This window comes from Pseudomonas sp. GW821-FHT07G10 (genome assembly GCF_059418545.1).
Genome location: NZ_JBWKQB010000001.1, coordinates 408,861 through 432,464, shown reverse-complemented (window position 1 = coordinate 432,464; position 23,604 = coordinate 408,861). Strand labels below are relative to the sequence as shown.

The 23,604-nt window shown below is 59.4% G+C and carries 17 protein-coding genes; 5 read left to right on the top strand and 12 right to left on the bottom strand.

The features are described 5' to 3' along the window. Positions 1–420: 420 nt before the first annotated feature. The 7 genes from AC07O1_RS01945 to amaB form a co-directional block, all read right to left on the bottom strand. Positions 421–1,137: an ABC transporter ATP-binding protein gene (locus tag AC07O1_RS01945; protein ID WP_495087760.1), complete on the bottom strand. Its 717-nt coding sequence runs from the start codon at positions 1,135–1,137 to the stop codon at positions 421–423. Next, the gene (locus AC07O1_RS01940) at positions 1,134–2,009 is read right to left on the bottom strand and encodes an ABC transporter ATP-binding protein (protein ID WP_494993460.1); all 876 of its coding nucleotides are present in this window, start codon (positions 2,007–2,009) and stop codon (positions 1,134–1,136) included. The genes AC07O1_RS01945 and AC07O1_RS01940 overlap by 4 nt, the downstream gene beginning before the upstream one ends. Continuing rightward, a complete protein-coding gene (gene livM / locus AC07O1_RS01935; RefSeq protein WP_495022859.1) occupies positions 2,006–3,289 on the bottom strand; it encodes a high-affinity branched-chain amino acid ABC transporter permease LivM in 1,284 nt (427 codons plus the stop codon). The genes AC07O1_RS01940 and livM overlap by 4 nt, the downstream gene beginning before the upstream one ends. Before the next feature lie 2 nt (positions 3,290–3,291). Beyond that, positions 3,292–4,206, bottom strand: a complete 915-nt coding sequence (locus tag AC07O1_RS01930) for an ABC transporter permease subunit (protein ID WP_495087886.1) — start codon at positions 4,204–4,206, stop codon at positions 3,292–3,294. Positions 4,207–4,397: 191 nt separating this feature from the next. Then, positions 4,398–5,531 (bottom strand): ABC transporter substrate-binding protein, encoded by a 1,134-nt coding sequence (locus AC07O1_RS01925; RefSeq protein ID WP_494993458.1) that lies wholly within the window; start codon positions 5,529–5,531, stop codon positions 4,398–4,400. A gap of 380 nt (positions 5,532–5,911) precedes the next feature. After that, positions 5,912–7,195: an L-pipecolate oxidase gene (gene amaA / locus AC07O1_RS01920; protein WP_495087759.1), complete on the bottom strand. Its 1,284-nt coding sequence runs from the start codon at positions 7,193–7,195 to the stop codon at positions 5,912–5,914. Positions 7,196–7,361: 166 nt separating this feature from the next. Then, positions 7,362–8,852: an L-piperidine-6-carboxylate dehydrogenase gene (gene amaB, locus AC07O1_RS01915; RefSeq protein WP_495087758.1), complete on the bottom strand. Its 1,491-nt coding sequence runs from the start codon at positions 8,850–8,852 to the stop codon at positions 7,362–7,364. A 177-nt stretch (positions 8,853–9,029) separates the two neighbouring features. On the opposite strand from amaB, the gene AC07O1_RS01910 reads away from it, so the two are divergent. From AC07O1_RS01910 to nadE, 3 genes are all read left to right on the top strand, one after another. Continuing rightward, complete coding sequence (locus AC07O1_RS01910) at positions 9,030–9,935, top strand: LysR family transcriptional regulator (RefSeq protein ID WP_494993455.1); 906 nt, start codon at positions 9,030–9,032, stop codon at positions 9,933–9,935. Positions 9,936–10,038: 103 nt separating this feature from the next. After that, the gene (pncB, locus tag AC07O1_RS01905; RefSeq protein WP_495087757.1) at positions 10,039–11,265 is read left to right on the top strand and encodes a nicotinate phosphoribosyltransferase; all 1,227 of its coding nucleotides are present in this window, start codon (positions 10,039–10,041) and stop codon (positions 11,263–11,265) included. A gap of 3 nt (positions 11,266–11,268) precedes the next feature. Continuing rightward, entirely contained in the window at positions 11,269–12,096 is an 828-nt protein-coding gene (nadE, locus tag AC07O1_RS01900; protein ID WP_495011240.1) for an NAD(+) synthase, read from the top strand. Between the two features lie 197 nt (positions 12,097–12,293). Here nadE and azu read toward each other — a convergent pair whose 3' ends face one another. Then, a complete protein-coding gene (gene azu, locus AC07O1_RS01895) occupies positions 12,294–12,740 on the bottom strand; it encodes an azurin (protein ID WP_494993452.1) in 447 nt (148 codons plus the stop codon). A 345-nt stretch (positions 12,741–13,085) separates the two neighbouring features. On the opposite strand from azu, the gene AC07O1_RS01890 reads away from it, so the two are divergent. Together AC07O1_RS01890 and AC07O1_RS01885 are read left to right on the top strand one after the other, a co-directional pair. Further along, positions 13,086–13,673 carry a cytokinin riboside 5'-monophosphate phosphoribohydrolase gene (locus AC07O1_RS01890; protein WP_495011239.1) on the top strand — a complete coding sequence of 196 codons (588 nt, stop codon included), beginning with the start codon at positions 13,086–13,088 and terminating at the stop codon, positions 13,671–13,673. Between the two features lie 68 nt (positions 13,674–13,741). Then, positions 13,742–13,930, top strand: coding sequence for a hypothetical protein (locus AC07O1_RS01885; protein ID WP_495087756.1), 189 nt, complete (start codon positions 13,742–13,744; stop codon positions 13,928–13,930). Between the two features lie 188 nt (positions 13,931–14,118). Here the strand turns inward: AC07O1_RS01885 and AC07O1_RS01880 are convergent, their stop codons facing one another. The 4 genes from AC07O1_RS01880 to AC07O1_RS01865 form a co-directional block, all read right to left on the bottom strand. Then, on the bottom strand, positions 14,119–15,021 hold the full coding sequence (locus AC07O1_RS01880) for a transglutaminase family protein (RefSeq protein WP_495087755.1): 903 nt from the start codon (positions 15,019–15,021) through the stop codon (positions 14,119–14,121). Continuing rightward, positions 15,021–17,507: a circularly permuted type 2 ATP-grasp protein gene (locus AC07O1_RS01875; RefSeq protein WP_495087754.1), complete on the bottom strand. Its 2,487-nt coding sequence runs from the start codon at positions 17,505–17,507 to the stop codon at positions 15,021–15,023. Before AC07O1_RS01875 ends, AC07O1_RS01880 begins: the two co-directional genes overlap by 1 nt. Before the next feature lie 88 nt (positions 17,508–17,595). Beyond that, positions 17,596–20,871, bottom strand: coding sequence for a transglutaminase family protein (locus AC07O1_RS01870; RefSeq protein WP_495087753.1), 3,276 nt, complete (start codon positions 20,869–20,871; stop codon positions 17,596–17,598). Positions 20,872–21,195: 324 nt separating this feature from the next. Then, positions 21,196–23,499 carry a YgiQ family radical SAM protein gene (locus tag AC07O1_RS01865; RefSeq protein WP_495087752.1) on the bottom strand — a complete coding sequence of 768 codons (2,304 nt, stop codon included), beginning with the start codon at positions 23,497–23,499 and terminating at the stop codon, positions 21,196–21,198. Positions 23,500–23,604: the final 105 nt, after the last annotated feature.

Sequence of the window (23,604 nt, the reverse complement as noted above, 5' to 3'; positions counted from 1 at the left end):
TGTGACAATAAAAAGGTTGACATCCCCCATTCAGAGCTACGTAAAAACCATTGATCAAAAAACAACCGCATCACTACAAGCCACGCCAATCAAGGCTTACAGCCAGCTACTCCCACGTTACCCACAGCCAGTTCCACAGCAACCGGGGACAAGTCAAAACCGTGACAAAACAACTATTTGCAGCGGCTTTATGTCGCGCTTTAGCAGGTTATAAATATTGTTTTCCACAATTTCTCGATAGAGCACCGCGATCCTTGTGGGAGCGGGCTTGCTCGCGATGACGGCGGCATGTTCAGCATTGAGGTGACTGACAGATCGCTATCGTGAGCAAGCCCGCTCCCACAAGGGATTGGTGTCGTTTTGCAGACCGAAAAAAGCCCCGGCGATTGCTCGCCGGGGCTGGGTCCTGCAACGGAGAACTCAGTGACCGCCTAGATAAGCGTTGCGCACCTCTTCGTTGACCAACAGTTCCTCGCCGGTGCCGGTCAAGCGAATTTTACCGTTGACCATCACGTACGCCCGATCCGACAACTTCAGCGCATGGTTGGCGTTCTGTTCCACCAGGAAGATAGTCATCCCGGAGGCCGCCAGTTCACGCAGGGTATGGAAGATCTGCTTTACGATGATTGGCGCCAGCCCCAGCGACGGTTCATCGAGCAGCAGCAACTTGGGTCGACTCATGAGTGCCCGAGCGATAGCCAGCATTTGCTGTTCGCCGCCGGACATGGTCATGGCGCGCTGATTGCGACGCTCCTTGAGTCGCGGAAACATCTCGAACATGCGCTGCATGTCTTCGGTTGCGAACTTGTCGCCGATGGGGATGGTGCCCATCAACAGGTTTTCCTCGACAGTCATGTCGGGGAACACCCGCCGCCCTTCCGGCGACTGCGCAATGCCGTTGGAGGCGATGTAGTGCGATGACTTGTGCGTGATGTCGACGCCGCGATAGATGATCTGCCCGCTGCTGGCCCGCGGCTGACCGAAGATCGACATCAGCAGCGTCGACTTGCCGGCACCGTTGGAGCCGATCAGGCTGACGGTTTCACCTTCGTTGATGTGCAACGATACTTTTTTCAGGGCCTGGATAGGCCCGTAAAACACTTCGATCTCTTTCAGTTCGAGGATCGGTTCGTTCATACCAACTCCTCTTCATCAGCACCCAGGTACGCAGCAATCACTTTCGGATCGTTGCGGATCTGGTCCGGACCACCTTCGGCAATCACGTTGCCGTGATCAAGTACCACGATGTAATCGGAAATACTCATGACCATGCCCATGTCGTGTTCGATCAGCACCACGGTCAGGTCGTGTTCGTCGCGCAGTAACCGAATCATCTTGCTCAGGGCTTCGGTTTCCTGCGGGTTGAGACCGGCAGCCGGTTCGTCCAGGCAAATGATCTGCGGCCGCGTGCACATGGCCCGGGCGATTTCCAGACGCCGTTGTTGGCCGTAGGACAGTTCCCCGGCCAAACGGTTGGCACAATCCACCAGGTCCACCACTTCCAGCCAATAGAATGCATGGTCCAGCGCGTCGCTTTCGGCTTTGCGGTAACCCTTGGTATTGAGAATCCCCGCCACCAGGTTGCGATTGACCCACATATGCTGGGCCACCAACAGGTTTTCCAATACCGACATTTCCCGGAACAGACGAATGTTCTGGAAGGTGCGCGCCAAACCCGCGCGATTGATCAGGTGCGTGCCACCGAACATTTTGTAGAACAGACGACTGCCAAAGGTTTTTGGCGAGACGAAATCGGTCGCCTTGAACGGTTCACCCAGCAGCTTGATCACATTGGTGCTGGTGCCCCGGCTGTTGAGCTGGATGTGCCCGCCCGTGGCCTTGTAAAACCCGGTCAGGCAGTTGAACACCGTGGTCTTGCCCGCGCCGTTGGGGCCAATCAGGGCAGAGATCGAGTTGCGTTTGATCTTCAGGCTGACATCACTCAGGGCTTTGATACCGCCAAAGTGCATCATCAGGTTGTCTACCGAGAGAATGACTTCATCGTTCATGGCGCCACTCCTTTACGTGGGGTCACACCGGTACGGCTGATACGAATCAGGCCACGCGGTTTCCAGATCATCATCAGCACCATAAGGACGCCGAACAGCAATACGCGGTATTCCGCGAAGCCGCGCAGCAGTTCCGGGGCGACGGTCAGCACGAACGCGGCGATCACCACACCGACGGTCGAACCCATACCGCCAAGCACGACAATGGCGAGGATCAAGGCCGATTCGAAGAACGAGAACGAGGTCGGGTTGACGAAGCCTTGATAGCTGGCGAAAAACACACCGGCCAGACCGGCAGTGGAAGCCCCCAGGGTAAAGGCCGACAGCTTGACCAGTACGTGGTTGAGACCCATGGCGCGGCAAGCGATTTCATCTTCGCGCAAGGCTTCCCAGGCACGCCCGACCGGCATGCGGGTCAGACGATGCTTGATGTACAGCACCAGCATCACGACGAGAAACAGCACGCCATAGATGAGCATGAACTTTACGTTCGGATTGTATTCAGTCCCGAAGAATTCATGGAAGGGTATCCCGCCATCCTTCGCCACACGCCCGAACTCAATACCGAAAACCGACGGTGATGGCACCGGCATACCGTTAGGCCCGCCCGTGAAGGACAGCCAGTTGGTCAGTATCAGGCGAATGATTTCACCGAAGCCCAGGGTCACGATCGCCAGGTAGTCGCCGTGCATGCGCAAGACCGGGAAGCCGAGTATGCATCCGGCCAGCGCCGCCATGAGTGCCGACAGCGGCAACATGGTCCAGAAGCCCAGGCCAAGGTAGTGATAACCCAGTGCCAGCCCATAGGCGCCGATGGCATAGAACGCCACATAACCCAGGTCGAGCAGACCTGCCAGACCGACCACGATGTTCAGGCCAAGGCCCAGCAACACGTAGATCAGTCCCAGGATCACCACTGTCAGCAGGTACTTGTCGGCGAAGATCGGAAACACGATAGCGATCACGATCAAACCCGGGATGATCAAACGCAGCCGCGACTTGTAATCAGGCGGCAGCACATGCACGCCTGAGCCGATGACTTCGAAGCTTTGCTGTACCTTCACGCCCTTGGCGGTCTGCAGGAACAGGCTCAAGACAAGACGCCCGATCATCACCGCCCCGACCATCCAGGCCACACGCGTCGGCTGCAGGTTGTAGCTATAACCTTCAAGCACTACGCCCACGATCGGGCCGAAGACAATCAGGGCAATCAACCCGGCCAGAACGGTGTCGATCAGGCTTTTTTTGATATCGATAGGTTTGTTATTAGCGTCGGACATACTTACACCTTCGCCACGAGTGGGCGACCCAACAGGCCTTGAGGACGGAAAATCAGGATCAGTACCAGCAGCGAGAAGCTGAAGACGTCCTTGTAGTCAGAGTTGATCACGCCGGAAAACAGCGACTCGGAGATGCCGAGAATGATCCCGCCAAGCATGGCGCCAGGCAGCGAACCAATCCCCCCGAGCACCGCAGCGGTGAAGGCCTTGATGCCGATCACGAAGCCTGCGTAGAAATCGAAGGTGCCGTAGTTCACCGTGATCAGGACACCGGCCAGCGCAGCCATGGCGGCACCGATGATGAACACGTAGGAGATCACCCGATCAGTGTTTATCCCGAGGATCGAGGCCATCTTGCGGTCTTGTTGAGTCGCACGACACATGCGCCCCAACTTGGTGTACTTGATGATGTAGGTCAGCAGGGCCATCCCGACAAACGCTGCAACCAGAATAAAGATCTTGGTGTAGGTGATCTGCACAAAACCAGTACCGATCTCGAATCTCAGTCCACCGCTCAACAGCGTAGGAATACCCTGTTGCCGTGAGCCCTGAGCGATCTGTGCGTAGTTCTGCAGGATCAGAGAAACGCCGATAGCACTGATCAGCGGTGCCAGTCGGGTGGAGTTGCGCAGCGGTTTGTAAGCGATGCGTTCGATGACCCAGCCATACACACCGGTCACAAAGACAGTGAACAGCAAGGTGCCCAGGATCAACAACGGAAAGGATTCGACACCAAACCAGGACAGTAGAGCCAGGCTGATCGCCGCGAGGTACGCGGAAATCATATAAACCTCGCCGTGGGCGAAGTTGATCATACCGATGATGCCGTAGACCATTGTGTAGCCGATGGCGATCAGGCCGTAGACCGACCCGAGGGTCAGACCGTTGATAACTTGTTGCAGGAAAATACCGTCCATCATGCACTCTCACTAACTTGAGAGGCCACCGCGAACCCGGTGTCGATGAGCCCTTGTGAGGCGCACCTGGCCGGGTTCATGTGGCTCAGAAGAAAAATACCGGGTCGGCACGATTGCAGAACCCATTACCAAAGCCGGGCCTGCGCCCCACGACTGATATCGAGAGACCCAGGCCTGGCGATGCGCTTATCTCACTTCTGTGTTTCCAGCTGGTGGTATTTGCCCGCAGCGTCCCACTTGTAAACCACGTAGTCGGAGACTTTCAGGTCGCCCTTGCTATCCCATTCCTTCTTGCCCATCACGGTCTCCACCGGGTGCGCTTTCAGCCATTTGCTGGCTTCTTCACCTTTGTTCGACTTGGCGCCGTTGAAGCCGGCAGCCAGGGCTTGCACCGTGGCGTAGGCGTACAGGGTGTAGCCTTCAGGCTCGTAACCGGACTTGCGGAAGGTATCCACGACAGCCTTGCTGTCTGGAATCAGACGCGGGTCAGCGCCAAAGGTCATGTACACGCCATCGACGAACGGAGCACCACCGGCAGTGGTGACCATTTCGTCAGTCACGATGCCGTCATCGGACATGAACTTGACGTCTTTCAGACCTTGCTCGCGCAGTTGGTGAACCAGTGGGCCGGCTTCCGGGTGCAGGCCGCCGAAGTAAAGGACATCAGCTCCTACCGAACGGACTTTGGTGATCAGTGCGCTGAAGTCTTTCTCGCCACGGGTCAAGCCTTCTTCAAGAACCGGTTTCACGCCACGCGCGGTCAACTGCTTGGCAGTCGCGTCCGCCAGGCCTTTACCGTAGGTGTCCTTGTCGTTGATGACAGCAACTTTCTTGCCTTTCAGGACGTCGACGATGTAGTTACCCGCGACGATACCTTGCTGGTCATCACGCCCGCACAAACGCAACATGGCAGGCAGGCCGCGCTCGGTGACCGCCGGGTTGGTAGAACCCGGAGTGATTGCGATGATGCCTGCGTCGGAATAGACCTCGGAAGCAGGGATGGTCGACGACGAGCAGAAGTGCCCGACAACGCCGATAACCTTGTCCTGCACCATCTTGTTCGCGACAGCTACGGCCTGTTTCGGTTCGCAGGCGTCATCGCCCTGGACCAGCACAATTTTTTCGCCGTTGATGCCGCCCTGGGCGTTGATTGCATCCGCCGCAGCTTGCGCGCCTTTCATGTATTGCAAGCCGAAGGAAGCGTTAGCACCGGTCATCGGACCTGCCACACCAATTTTGACATCCGCCTGAACAAACGAAGAAACACCCAATGCAGTAGCGACTGCGAGTGCCAGAAAACCTTTCCTGTAAAACGTCTGCGACATGTGATGGTGCTCCTGAGGTTTTTTAGTTAGCACAGCAACTTCAGCGGAAGCTTTGATTCAGCTACAAGCGCAGAGCAAGGGCCGTGCCATAGGTTTTTTATTCTGAAAAAAGTCGCTCTTATATTGTTATTTCGACTGTTTCGAGCCCTTTTTCATTGGGCGTGCAACCGTCTAAACCGCGAGAGGTGAAACCTTTATTTTTAAAAGGCGCAACCAACAAGTGCCATCATTGCAACCAAGACACTTAATGACGTGCAACCACCCTGTAACAACCTGCGTCACCGAAGTGCACACTGTCGGTGCGAGACTGCTACAACCCGCACCACTACAGGCTAGCCGCTTCGCTGAAAAGCGCCGCATCCAGCACCGGATTTCGACAATCAGATAACGATCCGCAAGCACTGGCCCGCGTGATACAGGGAGAAGCCCGCCTCGTACAAACAGCTGCGCAGCCCAACCCCTGCCAGTGGCTGCATGGGTGCGAAGGGAATCGGCAAGGCTTGAGGATTTCCGTTACACAGGTAATCGGCGAAGGCTTTGCCAACCACGCTGCCGGTGGTTACGCCGCGACCGTTATAGCCGGTGACTGCCACTAAACCGGGCGCCGGTTCGAACAAGCGCATCAAATGATCGGGCGTAAAGGCGATGCAACCGGTCCAGGTGTATTCCCATTCCACTGGTTTGAGGTAAGGGAAGTAATGCTGCTGAACCCGATCGGCCCAGGATTTCAGGAACCAGGCCGGTTTCTGATTGCCATTCCCCAGACTGCCCAGCAACAGGCGCCCGTCGGCATCCCGACGAATGCTGCTCAGTACCTGCCGGGTATCCCAGGAGCCCTGGCCGCCGGGCAGAATCTGTTGCGCCGCGTCCTCGGTCAGCGGTTTTGAGGCCACTTGATAGTAATAACCGGGGAAGAAGTTACGCCGCAGCTCGGTCCAGTCGCCTTCGGTGTAGGCGTTGGAGGCAATGACGACTTTCTCGGCCAGCACCGAACCCTGTGCAGTCTGCACCGACCAGCGCTGGCCCTGACGCTCAAGCCGAGTGACCGGCGAATGGTCGAACAGCTGACCACCCAGACCGACCGCAGCCTTGGCCAGACCGCTGGTATAGGCCATTGGATTGAGCGTGCCAGCACGCCGGTCAAGCAAGGCGGCGGCGATTTTTTTTGTGCCGGTGGCAGCTTCGCAGGCAGCCCCCGTCAACAACTCCACCGGGGCACCGCGACGCTTCCATTGTTCTTCACGACTGCGCAGATCCGCTTCGCCGCGGGCGTTGTGGGCCATGTGCAGCGTGCCCTCGCGGCGCAACTGGCAATCGATGTTGTATTTGTCGATCAGGCTGAACACCAGTGATGGCGCCGCGCCGAGCATATGGTTGAGCTGACTGCCGATCGCTTCACCGAAACCGGCTTCAATCTCGTCCGGGGGAATCCACATCCCGGCATTCACCAGCCCAACGTTACGTCCCGAACCGCCATGGCCGGCGCGATGGGCCTCCAGCACACAGACGCTTTTGCCCTGTTCAAGCAAATGCACCGCTGCCGACAAACCGGTGAAACCGGCGCCGATCACACAGACATCCACCGTCACTTCGCCTTTGAGCGCGGCGTTGTCAGGCCTTTGCGGCGTCAGTATTTCCCACAGACATTCTTCGCGTAACGGCATTGCCAGACTCCGAAAATGAAACCTAACCAACCCTCGTTGATCGTTCCCACGCTCTGCGTTGGAATGCCTCACTGGACGCTCCGCGTCCGCTTCGGCCGTGACGCAGAGCGTCACTGGCTGCATTCCCACGCGGGAGCGTGGGAACGATCATCATCAAACAATCGACTCAGTCGAAAGTAATGCCTTGGGCCAACGGCAATTCCAGCGAGTAGTTGACGGTATTGGTCTGGCGGCGCATGTAACCGCGCCATGCATCGGAGCCGGACTCACGGCCGCCACCGGTTTCTTTCTCACCGCCAAAGGCGCCGCCGATTTCCGCGCCGCTCGGGCCGATGTTGACGTTGGCGATACCACAGTCGCTGCCCACCGCGGACATGAACTGTTCGGCCTCACGCACGTCCGTGGTGAAGATGCACGACGACAGGCCTTGTGGCACGGCGTTGTTCAAGCGCAGCGCATCGGCGAATTCCTTGTAACCCACCACGTACAGAATCGGCGCAAAGGTTTCAGTGCAGACTACATCGCTCTGCTCCGGCATTTCGACGATGGCCGGAGACACGTAGTAGGCGTTGGGGAATTTGTCTTCCAGTTGGCGCTTGCCACCGAATACCCGGCCGCCTTCACTCAGCGCCTGCTCCAGTGCGTCCTGCATGTTCTCGAAACTGTGTTTGTCGATCAGCGGACCGACCAGGTTGCCTTCCAGCGGATGACCGATGCGCACTTTGGAGTAAGCGGCTTTCAGGCGGCTAACGATCTCGTCCTTGACCGACTCATGTGCGATCAAGCGACGCAGGGTGGTGCAACGCTGACCGGCAGTACCGACCGCGCTGAACAGAATCGCCCGCACGGCCATGTCGAGGTCGGCGCTTGGGCCCAGGATCATCGCGTTGTTACCGCCCAGCTCAAGAATGCTGCGGGCGAAACGGGCAGCGACTTTCGGTGCCACTTCGCGGCCCATGCGGGTGCTGCCGGTGGCACTGATCAAGGCCACACGCGGATCATCGACCAACGCTTCACCGGCATCGCGACCGCCGATGATCACTTGGCTGAGGTATTCCGGTGCATCACTGAAGTTCTTCAGCACGCGCTCGAACAGCGCCTGGCAAGCCAGTGCGGTCAGCGGGGTCTTCTCCGACGGTTTCCAGATCACCGCGTTGCCGCAGACCAGCGCCAGCGTGGTGTTCCAGGCCCAGACCGCGACCGGAAAGTTGAACGCGCTGATCACCCCGATCACCCCCAGCGGATGCCAGGTTTCGCGCATGTGGTGGCCCGGGCGCTCGGAAGCGATGGTCAAACCATACAGTTGGCGAGACAGACCTACGGCGAAGTCGCAGATGTCGATCATTTCCTGCACTTCACCCAGGCCTTCCTGAGTGATCTTGCCGGCCTCCCAGGACACCAGCTCACCGAGATCGGCCTTGTACTCACGCAAAATATCGCCCAACTGGCGCACCAGCTCGCCACGACGCGGCGCCGGTACCTTGCGCCAGAGCTCGAACGCATGCTCTGCGCGACTGACCTGCTGCTCGACTTCGGCGGCGCCTTCCCAGTTCACGGAGGCAATCAGGCTGCCGTCGATCGGCGTATGAACGGGCTGTTTACCGGTTTGATACAAGGCCGGGTTTACACCTAGACGATCAAGCAATGCGGCAACCATGGGTTACTCCTTAAACATGAAAAACAGAATTTTCGTAGCCCGTAAAGGCGACTACTCAGACCTGTATTTGTAGCTGGCCCGAGACTTGCCAACAAACGACCTTTAGGCGAGATATCATTCCGTTTATTCATGCTGCATCGGCATAGCAGCGCTGAGACAAGAACAAGGGACCATCCCATGCTGAATAAACGCTATCTGCCATCGATCACCGCATTGCAGTGCTTCGAAGCAGTCACCCGTCACCTGAGCTTCACCCGCGCCGCCGAAGAGTTGAACCTGACCCAGAGTGCGGTCAGCAAACAGGTCGCGCAGCTCGAGGAGCTGCTCCAGCACCTGCTGTTTCGGCGCGTCCGTCGACGCCTGCAAATGACCCCGGCCGGTGATCTGTATCTGGTTGAAGTACGCAAAATCCTCACCCAAGTCGAGATGTCGACCCATTACCTGCGCTCCTACGGCGGTGAAACCGAAGTCCTGCGGGTCTCGACGCCATCGACCTTCGGCGCACGCTGGCTGGTGCCGCGGCTCAAGGGCTGGCGCCTGCGTCATCCGCATATCCATCTGGACCTGTGCAACGAGCAGGAAGCCGACGACCTGCTGCAAGGCCGCAGCGATCTGGCCTTCTACTTTGGCCAGGGCTCGCGACCCGGCACCGAATGCCTGAAGCTGTTCGGCGAAGAGCTTGTGCCAGTGTGCGCGCCGGGCAGCCTGCCGGACAAACCGTTTACGGATCCGACGCAACTCAGCGAACTGGTGCTACTGCAAAATGCCTCCCGGCCCCAGGCCTGGCATGACTGGTTCGATAGCCAGGGTTACCAGACCGAACACAGCTATCACGGCCCGCGCTTCGAAACCTTTTATATGTGCATCCGCGCCGCCCAGGTCGGCTGCGGCGTGGCGTTGTTGCCGCGGTTTCTGGTGGAGGAAGAGCTGGCCGACGGCAAACTGGTCATCCCGTGGCAACACGCAATGCCCAGCAAGGACGCCTATTACCTGGCCTACCCGGAGCATTCGGCGGAAGTGCCCAAGGTCCGGGATTTTGTGCGCTGGATGCTGGAGCAAATCGAAAGTCCGCAGGCGTCTTAAAAAACACTGGCAAAGCGGGCCGCTGATATGCGCCACTAGCCCTATTCATTGAAATAGCTGAAATACCGCGGCGCAAGCGGCGACCAGTCTGGAGATTCCCGTTATGAGCGAGAGTGTGTTTGCCGATCGCATCGTGCAGAACCTGCTCGACACCGACTTCTACAAGCTGACCATGATGCAGGCGGTGCTGCACAACTACCCCAACGTTGAAGTCGAATGGGAGTTTCGCTGCCGTAACAGCGAGGATCTGCGCCCCTATCTGGCGGAGATTCGATTTCAGATCGAGCGTCTCACCGAATTGAGCCTGAGCGCCGATCAATTGAGTTTTCTGGAACACATCAGCTTCCTGAAACCGGACTTTCTGCGTTTTCTCGGCTTGTTCCGCGTCAATCTGCGCTACGTCCACACCGGCATCGAAAATGGTGAGTTATTCATCCGCCTGCGCGGTCCGTGGCTGCATGTCATCCTCCTGGAAGTGCCACTGCTGGCGATTGTCAGCGAAGTACGTAACCGTTATCGCTACCGCGAAATTGTCCTGGAACAGGCCCGCGAGCAGCTGTACCGCAAGTTCGACTGGCTGACAGCCAATGCCAGCGCCGATGAACTGGCACACCTGCAAGTCGCCGACTTCGGCACCCGTCGGCGCTTCTCGTATCGGGTCCAGGAAGAAGTGGTCAACGTGCTCAAGCACGACTTCCCGGGGCGATTCGTCGGTACCAGTAACGTGCACCTGTCTCGCGAACTGGACATGAAGCCGCTGGGCACCATGGCCCACGAATGGATCATGGCCCACCAGCAACTCGGCCCACGGCTGATCGACAGCCAGATCGCTGCGCTCGATTGCTGGGTTCGCGAATATCGAGGCCTGCTGGGGATCGCCCTGACCGATTGCATCACCACCGATGCCTTCCTGAGCGACTTCGATCTGTACTTCGCCAAGCTGTTCGACGGCTTGCGCCACGATTCCGGCGACCCGATCCTCTGGGCCGAAAAAGCCATCGCTCACTACCACAAGCTGGGTATCGAGCCGATGAGCAAGACGTTGGTGTTCTCCGACAGCCTGACACTGCCCAGGTGCCTGGAGATATTTCGCGCGCTGCGTGGCCGGATCAATGTCAGCTTCGGTATCGGCACCAACCTGACGTGCGATATTCCCGGTGTCGAACCGATGAACATCGTGCTTAAAATGACCGCCTGCAATGGTGAGCCCGTCGCGAAAATCTCCGATGAAGCGGCCAAGAGCCATTGCAAAGACCCGAATTTTGTCGCCTATTTGCGCCACGTTTTCAAAGTACCTGCCGCCCCATTTGGCATATCAAGCAAGGAGTGAATCATGCAAGCCGTACAGCGTGAGATTGCTGAACAGCTCAAGGTCCAACCGCCCTTTACCGATCACGCCGCCCTCGAGGCGGAAATCGCCCGGCGGATCACCTTTATCCAGGACTGCCTGCTCAATTCCGGGCTCAAGACCCTGGTGCTGGGCATCAGTGGCGGCGTCGACTCCCTGACCGCCGGTCTTTTGGCCCAGCGCGCGGCGCGCGAGCTGCGCGAACGCACAGGTGACAATAACTACCGTTTCATCGCGGTGCGCCTGCCCTATGGCATCCAGTTTGACGAGCACGACGCCCAGGCGTCGGTGGACTTCATCGCACCGGACGAGCGCCACACGGTCAATATCGGCCCGGCAGTCAAGGCCCTGGCCAGCGAAGTCGCGGCCTTTGAAGGCAAGCACGCGGTCTCGGTGGATTTCGTCCTGGGCAATACCAAGGCGCGGATGCGCATGGTCGCGCAGTACACTATCGCCGGCGCGGCTCAGGGTCTGGTAATCGGGACTGACCACGCGGCGGAAGCAGTGATGGGCTTCTTCACCAAGTTCGGCGACGGTGCCTGCGATCTCGCACCACTGAGCGGGCTGGTGAAAAATCAGGTTCGGGCCATCGCTCGATACTTCGGCGCGCCGGAGTCACTGGTGGAGAAAATCCCGACCGCCGACCTGGAAGACCTATCGCCCGGCAAACCGGACGAGGCCTCCCACGGCGTGACCTATGCCGAGATCGATGCCTTCCTGCATGGCCAGCCGGTGCGTGAAGAGGCGTTCAAGATCATCTGCGATACGTACAACAAAACCCATCACAAGCGTGTGATGCCGTTCGCGCCGTAAACCGCAAACCGCAAACCGCAAGATCGTTCCCACGCTCTGCGTGGGAATGCAGCCGTGACGCTGCGCGTCACAGAATCGGACGCAGAACGTCCAGTGAGGCATTCCCACGCAGAGCGTGGGGACGATCATTGATTCCTCGATTGCCAAGCACAAAAAAAAACGTCCCTCAGGGACGCTTTTTTATGCTCGCGATGTGATCACTTCAGGACAACAGCGCCTTTCATCATCGAGTTATGACCCGGGAACGAGCAGAAGAACTGGTAGCTTTCGCCCGCGGTCAGTTTCGAGACGTCGAAAGTCGCCGAATCTTTCTCGCCAGCGCCAATGATTTTGGTGTGGGCGATGATGCGCTCGTCACCTTCCTTCAGGTAGTTCTTGTCGATACCGGCGGCCATGCCGTCGGTGGCGATGCCGGCCATGTCTGCAGTTTTGCTCAGTACCCAGTTATGACCCATGACGTTCTTCGGCAGGCTGCCGGAATGCGCCAGGTTGACGGTGAAGGTCTTGCAGCTCTTGTCGATGGTGATTTCCTTGGTGTTGTAGGACATCTGATCGGTGGAGTCGACATCGACCTTGCACTCTGCAGCCATCAATTGGCTGCTAGCCAGTGTCAGCAGGGAAACCGCAACGAGTTTGGCAAACATGGTGAATCTCCAAGGCAGGGTTAGGAAAAAAGACGCATGGAGTGAAGATTGCCTGAAATTGGCGCAAGTTCCTATGACCTGAATCAAGAAATTGTATACAACTTTCGGGCTATTACACTCATTGAAACAATCAACCGGCCAGACGCCAGGCAGCACCCTATGATCAGGTCGTCATCCCCATCCGGAGCGCCTGTCATGCACCTTAGTAGCCTTTTTCGCATTTTGCTTGCCGCTTACGCCTGCGGTGCCAGCGGCACCTATGAAAAGCCGCAACGCGAGGTTTAAAGCTTGGAGAGCCACCAGCCAGCCATTACTCTGAGGTCGTCACTGACCTTGGAGTAAGGCATGTCTTTAGCGTCTGTTTGTGTATTTTGTGGTGCCAGTACCGGCAACAATCCGGCCTACCGTGAAGCAGCCGTGGCCTTGGGTCGCGAGTTGGCCAAACGCAAGCTGACCCTGGTCTATGGCGGCGGTGCCGTTGGCTTGATGGGCATCGTCGCCGATGCTGCAATGGCAGCCGGCGGTGAAGTGATAGGGATCATTCCACAAAGCCTCAAGAACTCGGAAATCGGTCACGAAGGCCTGAGCCGCCTGGAAGTGGTCGACGGCATGCATGCGCGCAAAGCCCGTATGGCTGAGTTGAGCGACGCCTTTATCGCGCTGCCCGGCGGCTTGGGCACCCTGGAAGAAATGTTTGAAGTCTGGACCTGGGGCCAACTGGGTTACCACGGCAAGCCGCTGGGCCTGCTGGAAGTGAACGGTTTTTACGAGAAACTCACCGGTTTTCTTGATCATGTCGTCGGCGAAGGCTTCGTTCGCGACCATCACCGTGCCATGCTGCAAGTGAGCGAATCGCCGCAAGAGTTGCTGGATGTACTGGATGCGTGGAAACCTTTGGTGCCGCCAAAATGGGTCGGGCAAAAACCCAGCTAACCCTTGAGCCCTGTTTAAAGGCAGAATACGCGCCGCTCAACCTCACCTTCGACCCCAGAGGATCGCCCATGGCTAAACCTAATTACTCGTTCGCCAAACGTCAGAGAGACTTGGCCAAAGAGCAGAAGAAAGAGGAAAAGCTTCAACGCAAGAAAGCTACAGCTGAAGAAGAAGCAGCCGCCCTGAACCCGGATGCAGAAGGTGAAGTGGTTGCCAATGATGTTGAAGCACCGAAAGATCAGGCTCCTGACGCCTGAGTCCCTCCAGGCCCGATGATCTGATCAGGCCCTCCGGATCTGTGTCCAGGGTCAGCAGTTACGCTGCTGACCCTCACAGTCCCACACTCCAATTGCACAATCCCCGTAGCACAAACCACCCGGCATTGATCGGTCGCGAACCTGTGGCACGGGATTTTGATCGTTCCCACCCAGAGCGTAGGAACGATCTATACATTGCGTTCATCCAACGGCATTACCGTCACCCGAACCTCAGGATCATGGCTGCCGCCCCCCAGAATCACCCCGCGCAGCGGCGATACATCGGAAAAGTCCCGACCCCAGGCCAGAGTGATGTGCTCCAGTGCTGGCTGCACGTTGTTGGTCGGATCAAAGTCGACCCAGCCCAGCACCGGACAAAACACCGAAACCCAGGCGTGGGACGCATCCGCCCCGATCAGGCGCGGTTGGCCAGGCGGTGGCTGGGTCAGCAGGTAGCCGCTGATATAACGCGCCGCCAGCCCACGGGAACGCAGGCACGCAAGCATCAAGTGCGCAAAGTCCTGACACACCCCACGCCGACGCTCCAGCACTTCCACCAGCGGCGTTGCGACCTGGGTCGCCTCGGCGTCGAAGGTGAACTCGCTGAAAATCTTCTCCATCAGCGCCTGAACGCCCAGCAACAACGGCCGGCCGAGAGGGAAACAGCTCTCGGAAAACTCGACGAAGCTGCTCTTCAAATGCACGTAAGGCGATTCGAAGCGATAACGGCAGGCTTCCAGCAGCACTGGGGAAATCGGCTGGCTGCTGTAAGTCAGCGCACTACGGGTCGCATCCCAAGCCAGTGACTGGTTGAAATCCAGCGCGGGCCTGGCCAGCACCTCGACCGTGAGCCGGGCATTGACCTGCAGCTCATCGTGGGGCCGTTCGAAGGCCAGCCGGGTCAACGGGTTACCGAACACATCCTGCTCGTCGCGACGCGAGCTCGGCTCCGGGCTGATCAGCAGTTGTTGTTCGGTGCAACGTTGCCAGGCACAGGGTCGCGGCCATAGGTGAGCAAGCTGCTGGGCCAGCGACACCGGGCTGTCGTAGTGGTAGTGAGTATCGTGGAGAATCTGGTAATGGGCGCTCATCAGACGGACACCGTTTGCTGGCTGACATCATCGACGTGGGCAAAATGCCGCAACGCCAGGCGGTCGGACACTTGCCCGCTGACATCGGCGACTTCTTGCAGCAGGTCCGCCAGGCCATCAAGGGCGGCGCGCACACTGGCCTCGCCGAACAGGGCGTTTTCCAGGCAGCCCAGGTCAACGCGCGCCAAACGCTCGACCAGTTCAACGAGCCCGGTTTCTCGCGGCACGCCAAAGTCGTCGTTCAAACGCTTGAGGGTTCGCATCACCAGCTTCAACTGGAACAACACTGCGTGGGGGTTCTGTTCATCAAGCAGCAACAGATCGAGCACGGGGATCAACTGCGCCACCGCCAGGTAGCGCGAGCGATAGGTGATGCTACTGTTGCCCAGCTCCAGCAGCCATTCCAGACCCGCCTGATCAAACGCCGCCGTACCGCGCAGGAACGCCGCCAGGCTGCTGCTGAGGAACTGCAGTCGTTCAAGTCGACGGCCAATCATCAAAAAGCGCCAGCCTTCGTCGCGGGTCATGTCGTCCAGGGCAAACCCGGACAGCGCCGCCAGCGACATCACCAAGCGGTTGAGAAAATCCAGTAACTCGCCAAAATCCGGTTCGTCTGTTTCCAGCGCCATGGCTTCGCGTTGCAGTTCCACCAGCGCTTGCCAGTTTTCCCGCGAGAGTTTGCCGCGCACTTGCGAGGCCGCCCACTGCAAGCGCTGCAAGTTGGAGCGCAGGCTGAACGACCAGTCGTCACCGAGCAACGCCGCCAACAACCGCTCAGGCAACTCGCCTTCGTCCGGCAACAGCATCAGGCTCTCGCCAAGATCGACCGCGGCCTGCAACGCCTGCGGGTCATCACCGTCGACATACCGCGCCAGCATGATCCGCAGCAGACGGGCACTGTCGTCGCAACGCTCGCAATAGCGGCCGAACCAGAACAGGTTTTCCACCACTCGCGAAGGCAAGTACGGATCGCGGCGCACCAGATCATGCACGCCGATGGTCCGCTGGGTCTTCCAATGCTCGCCATTGGGCGCACGCTCACCCAACACCCAGGTGTCCTTGCTCGCACCGCCGCGCTGCATTGACACCACCTCGGCGTCAGCCTCGGCCGCCACCCGGGTCAAACCACCGGGCAGCACGCGATAGCCGCCGGCACTGGCCACCGCATACACCCGCATGCCAATGGCGCGCGGCTGCAACTGGCCGTCTTCGGCCTGCCAGATCGGCGCCTGGGACAGCTGCGCCAACTCCTGCGCGACATAGGCGTACGGCCGAGCCTGCATGCGTTCGGCCAAGTCCTGGCGCTGTTCATCGCTCAGGTCGCGACCGAACACCGGAGCAAAACTTTGTGAGGGAAAGGCCGGTTTGATCAGCAGCTCCGGCAACTTCTCCAGCGCCTCAGCCAACACGGGCGCCTCACCGCACCACCAGGTGGCGATGGACGGCAGGATCAGTTCTTCACCGAACAGGAATTGATTGATCCGTGGCAGAAACCCCAGCAATCCCGGCGATTCCAGCACCCCGCTGCCCAAGGCATTGGCCACCAGCACCCGGCCTTGGCGCACGGCCTCGAGCAGGCCCGGAACACCGAGGGCCGAGTCGGTGCGCAGTTCCAGCGGGTCGCAGAAGTCATCGTCGAGCCGACGCATGATGGCGTGCACCCGACGCAGACCGCTCAGCGTCTTCAGATAGACCGTGGCGTTGCGTACGGTCAAATCACCGCCCTCGACCAATGGGTAACCGAGCTGGCGTGCCAGATACAGATGTTCGAAATAACTTTCGTTGAAACGCCCCGGCGTGAGCAGCACCACCAACGGCGCTTCATCATCACTCGGTGCCTGGCGAGCCAGGGTTTCCTGCAAGGTGCGGAAAAACCCGGCCAGATGCTGCACCTGCAAATCGCGGTACAGCTCTGGAAAGGCTCGCGAGACGATGGTGCGATTTTCCAGCGCATAACCGGCACCCGACGGTGCTTGAGTCCGGTCAGCCGTCACCCACCAACGTCCGTCGGGAGTGCGCGCCAGGTCCACGGCGTACAGATGCAGAAAGGCCCCGTCAGGCGGCTGAATGCCCTGACAAGGCCAGAGGAAATTGTTGTGACCGAAGACCAGCTCGGCCGGCAGCAGCCCTTCAGCGATCAATCGTTGCGGGCCGTACAGATCCGCCAACACTGCATTGAGCAAGCGCGCCCGCTGAGCAATGCCGGCGGCGAGCTGCTGCCACTCATCGGCGGCAATCACATTGGGCAGCAAATCCAGCTCCCACGGGCGATCAGCGCCCTTGGGGTCGGCGTAGACGTTGTAGGTGACGCCATTTTCCTGGATCTGCCGGGCCAGCAGCGCCTGACGCTGAACCAGTTGCGCCGGTGTACTGCGCTGCAATTGGTCGAACAGCCGCCGCCAGTGCGCACGCACGGCGCCACTGTCGTCGAGCATTTCGTGATAAGTGCCCGCCGTCAGCGGGTAGCGGTCAAGCAGGTCAGGCATGGAAAGCTCGGCAGACAGCAAGGAAAAGTCAGATTAGCGCAGACAGATGACGCCCGGATATGCGAAAAATCCGGGCGTCGTGTCTGCTTTAGAAACGTCGCAAATCGAGCGTCATCGGCAGCTCATCGTTGATCGTCAGGGTCGGTACCGGCAAGGTGCCAGGGCTGTGGCCAAGGCGGAAGAAACGCGCCATCCGCCGGCTCTCGGCCTCATTAGCGTTTACCGGCAAGCTGTCGTAGTTGCGCCCGCCCGGATGGGCGACGTGGTACTGACAGCCACCCAGCGAGCGTTGCATCCAGGTATCGAGCAGGTCGAACACCAGCGGCGCATGCACCGGGATGGTCGGTTGCAGGCAGTTGGCCGGCTGCCAGGCGCGGAAACGCACGCCAGCGACGAACTCGCCGACCCGCCCGGTCGGTTGCAGTGGCACCGGGATGCCGTTACAGGTCAACACATAGCGCTGCGGCGGCAAGCCGCTGAGCTTGACCTGCAAGCGCTCCAGCGACGAATCGACATAACGTACCGTGCCTCCGGCCGCGCCCTCTTCACCCAGTACATGCCATGGCTCGAGGGCTTGACGCAGTTCCAGCTCGATGCCGCTGACGGTGTAATCGCCGACCTTCGGAAAACGAAACTCCAGATGCGCGGCGAACCACTCGGCGCGCACCGCATAGCCGGCGGCGTTCAGATCAACGATGACGTCGGCGAAATCCTGTTCGATAAAGTGTGGCAACAGGAAGCGGTCATGCAGTTCCGTGCCCCAACGGGCCAGCTTGGCCGGCGCATAAGGCTCACGCCAGAACCGCGCCACCAGCGCTCGCAGCAGCAGTTGCTGGGCCAGGCTCATGCGCGCATGGGGCGGCATTTCGAACGCCCGCAACTCCAGTAGCCCAAGGCGGCCAGTAGCACCATCGGGTGAATACAGTTTGTCGATGCAGAACTCGGCGCGGTGGGTGTTACCAGTGACGTCGATCAGCAGGTTGCGCAGCAAGCGGTCGACCAGCCATGGCGGACACTCTTCACCCGGCTCGGGCATCTGCGCAAAGGCGATCTCCAGCTCATACAACGCGTCGTTACGCGCTTCGTCCACACGCGGCGCCTGGGACGTCGGGCCGATAAACAACCCGGAGAACAGGTAGGACAGCGACGGGTGGTTATGCCAGTAGCTGATCAGGCTGCGCAGCAAGTCCGGGCGACGTAGAAATGGTGAGTCGGCCGGTGTCGCGCCACCGAGTACGAAATGGTTACCGCCGCCGGTGCCAGTGTGGCGGCCGTCGATCATGAACTTCTCGGTGGACAGTCGCGTCTGCCGCGCCTCTTCATAGAGAAACTCGGTGCGCTCCACCAACTCGTCCCAACTGGCGGAGGGCTGCACGTTGACCTCGATCACACCCGGGTCCGGCGTAATGCGGAAGTTGCTCAGACGCGGATCGCTCGGCGGCTCATAGCCTTCCAGCAACACCGGGCAATGCAGCTCCTCGGCGGTCGCCTCGATGGCACTGACCAGCTCCAGATAGTCTTCGACCCGCTCCAGCGGTGGCATGAACAGATACAGGCACCCTTCCCGCGCCTGGGCGCAAAACGCGGTGCGGGTCAGCCAGTCAGCAGACTCATCGATTTTTGGTATGCGCTCATCGCTCAGCGCCGGATCGCCATGATCCTGCAGCTGCGCGGTATCGGGCAGCCGGGGCAAGTCCTGATTCGGATCGGTGGGATGCACAAACGGATATTCCGCTGCCGTCACCCAAGGCTGCGAGGCCAGTGGCAAGCGATAGCCCAGCGGCGAATCACCCGGCACCAGTCGGCAATGGTTTTCACGCAAGTACCAACGACCGCTCTGCCATTGATCACCCTTGGCAGTGCGCGCCAGCGGCAGGACCTGGCCGATAACCTTATCCAGGCCCTGGCTGAAGACTTTATGCAGGCGGGCACGTTCGAGCTCGTCGCCCAGGCGTGAGTCTTCGGCGCTCACATTCAGCGGCAAGGCGCCTTCACGCCAGAGGTAATAGAAATTGTCTTCGTAGGCCGGAAACACGAAGCGTGTCGGCAGTTTCAAGCGCTCGGCCACACTCGCCAGAAAACGCCCGGCCAGCTCACCATCAGCACCATAGTCTTGCTGTTCATCGGCAATCAGCGCGCTGTTGTGCCAGATCGGCACGCCATCGCGGCGCCAATAGCAATTGAGCGACCAGCGCGGCAGTTGTTCGCCGGGGTACCATTTGCCCTGCCCGAAATGCACCAGCCCCTTGGGCGCGTAGTGTTTGCGCATCCGCTGGAACAGCTCAGCGGACAACCTGCGCTTATCCGGCCCCAGCGCCGCAGTGTTCCATTCAGCGCCATCCGGATCGTCGATCGAAACGAAGGTCGGCTCGCCGCCCATGGTCAGGCGTACATCACCCTCGAGCAGGTCAGCATCGATCTGCCGACCCAATGCCTGGATCGCCAGCCACTGGTCTTCGGTGTAGGGCTTGGTGACCCGCGGGGCCTCCCAAATCCTTTCCACTGACATTTCGTGGGTAAATTCGCACTCGCACGGCTCGACCAAGCCACTGATCGGCGCGGCAGAGGACGGATCGGGGCTACAGGCCAACGGGATATGCCCTTCACCGGCAAACAGCCCTGACGTCGCGTCCAGGCCGATCCAGCCAGCACCGGGCAAGTACACCTCGCACCAGGCATGCAGGTCGGTGAAATCCACCTCAGTGCCAGATGGCCCGTCGAGGGCTTTGACGTCGGCGGTCAGTTGAATCAGGTAACCGGAGACAAACCGCGCTGCAAGGCCGAGGTTGCGCAGCAATTGCACCAGCAACCAGGCCGAGTCGCGGCAGGAACCGGAGGCGTTCTCAAGGGTTTGCTCGGGCGTCTGCACACCCGGCTCCATGCGAATCAGGTAGCCGATGTCTTCGCTCAAACGCTGATTCAGCGCAACCAGAAAGTCGACGCTGGGCAGCGGCGTGCGGTCGATGCCGCCCAGATATGCCTTGAACTTCGGTGTCAGCGGCAGCGTTTCCAGGTACGGTGCCAGCTCACGCTGTTCGTCAGCAGCGTAGGAAAAAGGAATCTTTTCCGCATAAGGCTCAAGGAAGAAATCGAATGGATTAAACACCGCCATCTCGGCCAACAGATCGACCTCGATCCGCAGCTCATTGGTTTTCTCCGGGAACACCAGTCGCGCCAGGTAATTACCCTGGGGATCTTGTTGCCAGTTGATGAAGTGCTGCTCCGGCAGAACCTTAAGCGCATACGACAGAATCCGCGTGCGGCTGTGGGCCGCCGGACGCAGGCGAACGATCTGCGGGCCGAGTTCGACCGCGCGGTCGTATCGGTAATGCGTGACATGGTGCAATGCGACATGAATCGACACGGCGTGCCTCCTGCGAGCCTGGACATAAATGAAAGCGCGCAAGACTTATGCCATTCAGACAAGTCGGGCGCTTTCATCGGTTGCTCAGGGCAGTACAGCACCAAAATCGGGCGAGGGGAGATTTTGCATTGGAGCGCTTGCACATAATTGTGGCGCTCCCACGCTTCTGCGTTGATCGTTCCCACGCTCTGCGTGGGAATGCAGCCCGTGACGCTCCGCGTCACTGGGAGCGGAGCGTCCCAAGAGGCATTCCTTTGCGGCGCGTGGGAACGATCAGCAAAACGCCAGCCCGAAGGCTGGCGTTTTCTTTACCGCTGGCTGCGCTTAGCGCGGTACGACCGGCTTGCGCTCAGGCTTCTTGCCTTTGCCTTTGGCCGCGTCCATACGCTCCTTGGCTGCCTGTTTGTTACGGGCAAATGCCGCCGCCTTCGCCTGCTCACGCTTGTCCCACGGGTTGCCGCCGTCACTGGCACGCGGTGGCAAACCGGTGTGCTGGGTCAGGATTTTAGTGGTCGTGTCCTTGGCCACTTTATGGCTACCGGCCGGTGTCGAGTTCTTGCGACGGGCGCTCTGGTAGCTGTCGGTCGCCGGCTGATGCAGTGGAATCAGCTGATTCTTGCCCGGCCCGATCAGGTCGGCGCGGCCCATGCGGGTCAGTGCTTCACGCAGCATCGGCCAGCCTTTCGGATCGTGGTAGCGCAAGAACGCCTTGTGCAGACGACGCTGCTCTTCGCTCTTGACGATGGTCACGCCGTCACTCTTGTAGGTGACCTTGCGCAGCGGGTTCTTGCCCGAATGGTACATGGCCGTGGCGGTGGCCATCGGCGACGGGTAGAACGCCTGCACCTGGTCGGCACGGAAGCCGTTGCCCTTGAGCCACAGGGCCAGGTTCATCATGTCTTCGTCGGTGGTGCCCGGGTGGGCGGCGATGAAGTACGGAATCAGGTACTGCTCTTTCCCGGCTTCCTTGGAGTACTTCTCGAACATGCGCTTGAACTTGTCATAGCTGCCGATGCCCGGCTTCATCATCTGATTGAGCGGACCTTCCTCGGTGTGTTCCGGGGCGATCTTCAGGTAACCGCCGACGTGGTGGGTCACCAGCTCTTTGACGTATTCCGGCGACTCGACCGCGAGGTCGTAGCGCAGGCCGGAAGCGATCAGGATCTTCTTCACACCCGGCAAGGCACGGGCACTGCGATACAACTGGATCAGCGACGAGTGGTCGGTGTTCAGGTTCGGGCAAATGCCTGGGAACACGCACGACGGCTTGCGGCACGCGGATTCGATTTCCGGAGTCTTGCAGGCGATGCGGTACATGTTCGCGGTCGGGCCGCCGAGGTCGGAAATGACGCCGGTGAAGCCTGGGACCTTGTCGCGGATCTCTTCGATTTCGCGAATGATCGACTCTTCGGAACGGTTCTGGATGATCCGGCCTTCGTGCTCGGTGATCGAGCAGAAGGTACAGCCGCCAAAGCAGCCGCGCATGATGTTCACCGAGAAACGGATCATGTCGTAGGCCGGGATCTTCTCCTTGCCATACGCCGGGTGCGGAATACGTGCGTAAGGCATGCCAAACACGTAGTCCATCTCTTCGGTGGTCATCGGAATCGGCGGCGGGTTGAACCAGACGTCCACCTCGCCGTGCTTCTGAACCAGCGCGCGGGCATTGCCCGGGTTGGTTTCCAGGTGCAGCACGCGGTTGGCGTGGGCGTACAGAACAGCGTCGCCACGGACCTTTTCTACCGACGGCAGACGGATCACGGTTTTGTCGCGGGTCATCCGCGGGCTCGCCAGGATCTGCACGACCTTGGCTTCTTCCGGATCTTCAACCGGACCCTTTTCCTGCTCGATGGCGCAGGCCTGGGTGTCTTGCGTGTTGACGTACGGGTTAATGATCTTGTCGATCTTGCCCGGACGGTCAATGCGCGTGGAGTCGACTTCGTACCAGCCTTGCGGCGTGTCACGACGAATGAACGCGGTGCCGCGCACGTCGGTGATGTCTTCGATCTTGTGACCGTAGGACAGACGCTGGGCGACTTCGACGATCGCTCGCTCGGCGTTGCCGTACAGCAGAATGTCGGCGCAGGCATCGATCAGGATCGAGTTGCGCACCCGGTCCTGCCAGTAATCGTAGTGGGCGATGCGGCGCAGGGAAGCTTCGATGCCACCGAGAACAATCGGCACATTCTTGTAGGCTTCCTTGCAGCGCTGGCTGTAAACCAGGCTCGCGCGATCCGGACGTTTGCCCGCCATGCCACCGGGGGTGTAGGCGTCATCGGAACGGATTTTCTTGTCGGCGGTGTAGCGGTTGATCATCGAGTCCATGTTGCCGGCCGCGACACCGAAGAACAGGTTCGGCTCGCCGAGCTTCATGAAGTCGTCTTTGGACTGCCAGTTTGGCTGGGCAATGATCCCGACGCGAAAGCCCTGGGACTCCAGCAGCCGGCCGATGATTGCCATGCCAAACGACGGATGGTCGACGTAAGCATCACCAGTGACGATGATGATGTCGCAGGAGTCCCAGCCAAGCTGATCCATCTCCTCCCTGCTCATCGGCAGGAATGGCGCCGGTCCGAAACATTCGGCCCAGTACTTGGGATAGTCAAATAACGGCTTGGCTGCTTGCATGTCGATGACCGGTGTTGAGATGAAAAATCGCGGGCGCGGAATATAGCACAAATTTTGACCAATTCCGACGGCTATGGTCGGAAATTGGTGGCAACTACTTCACGG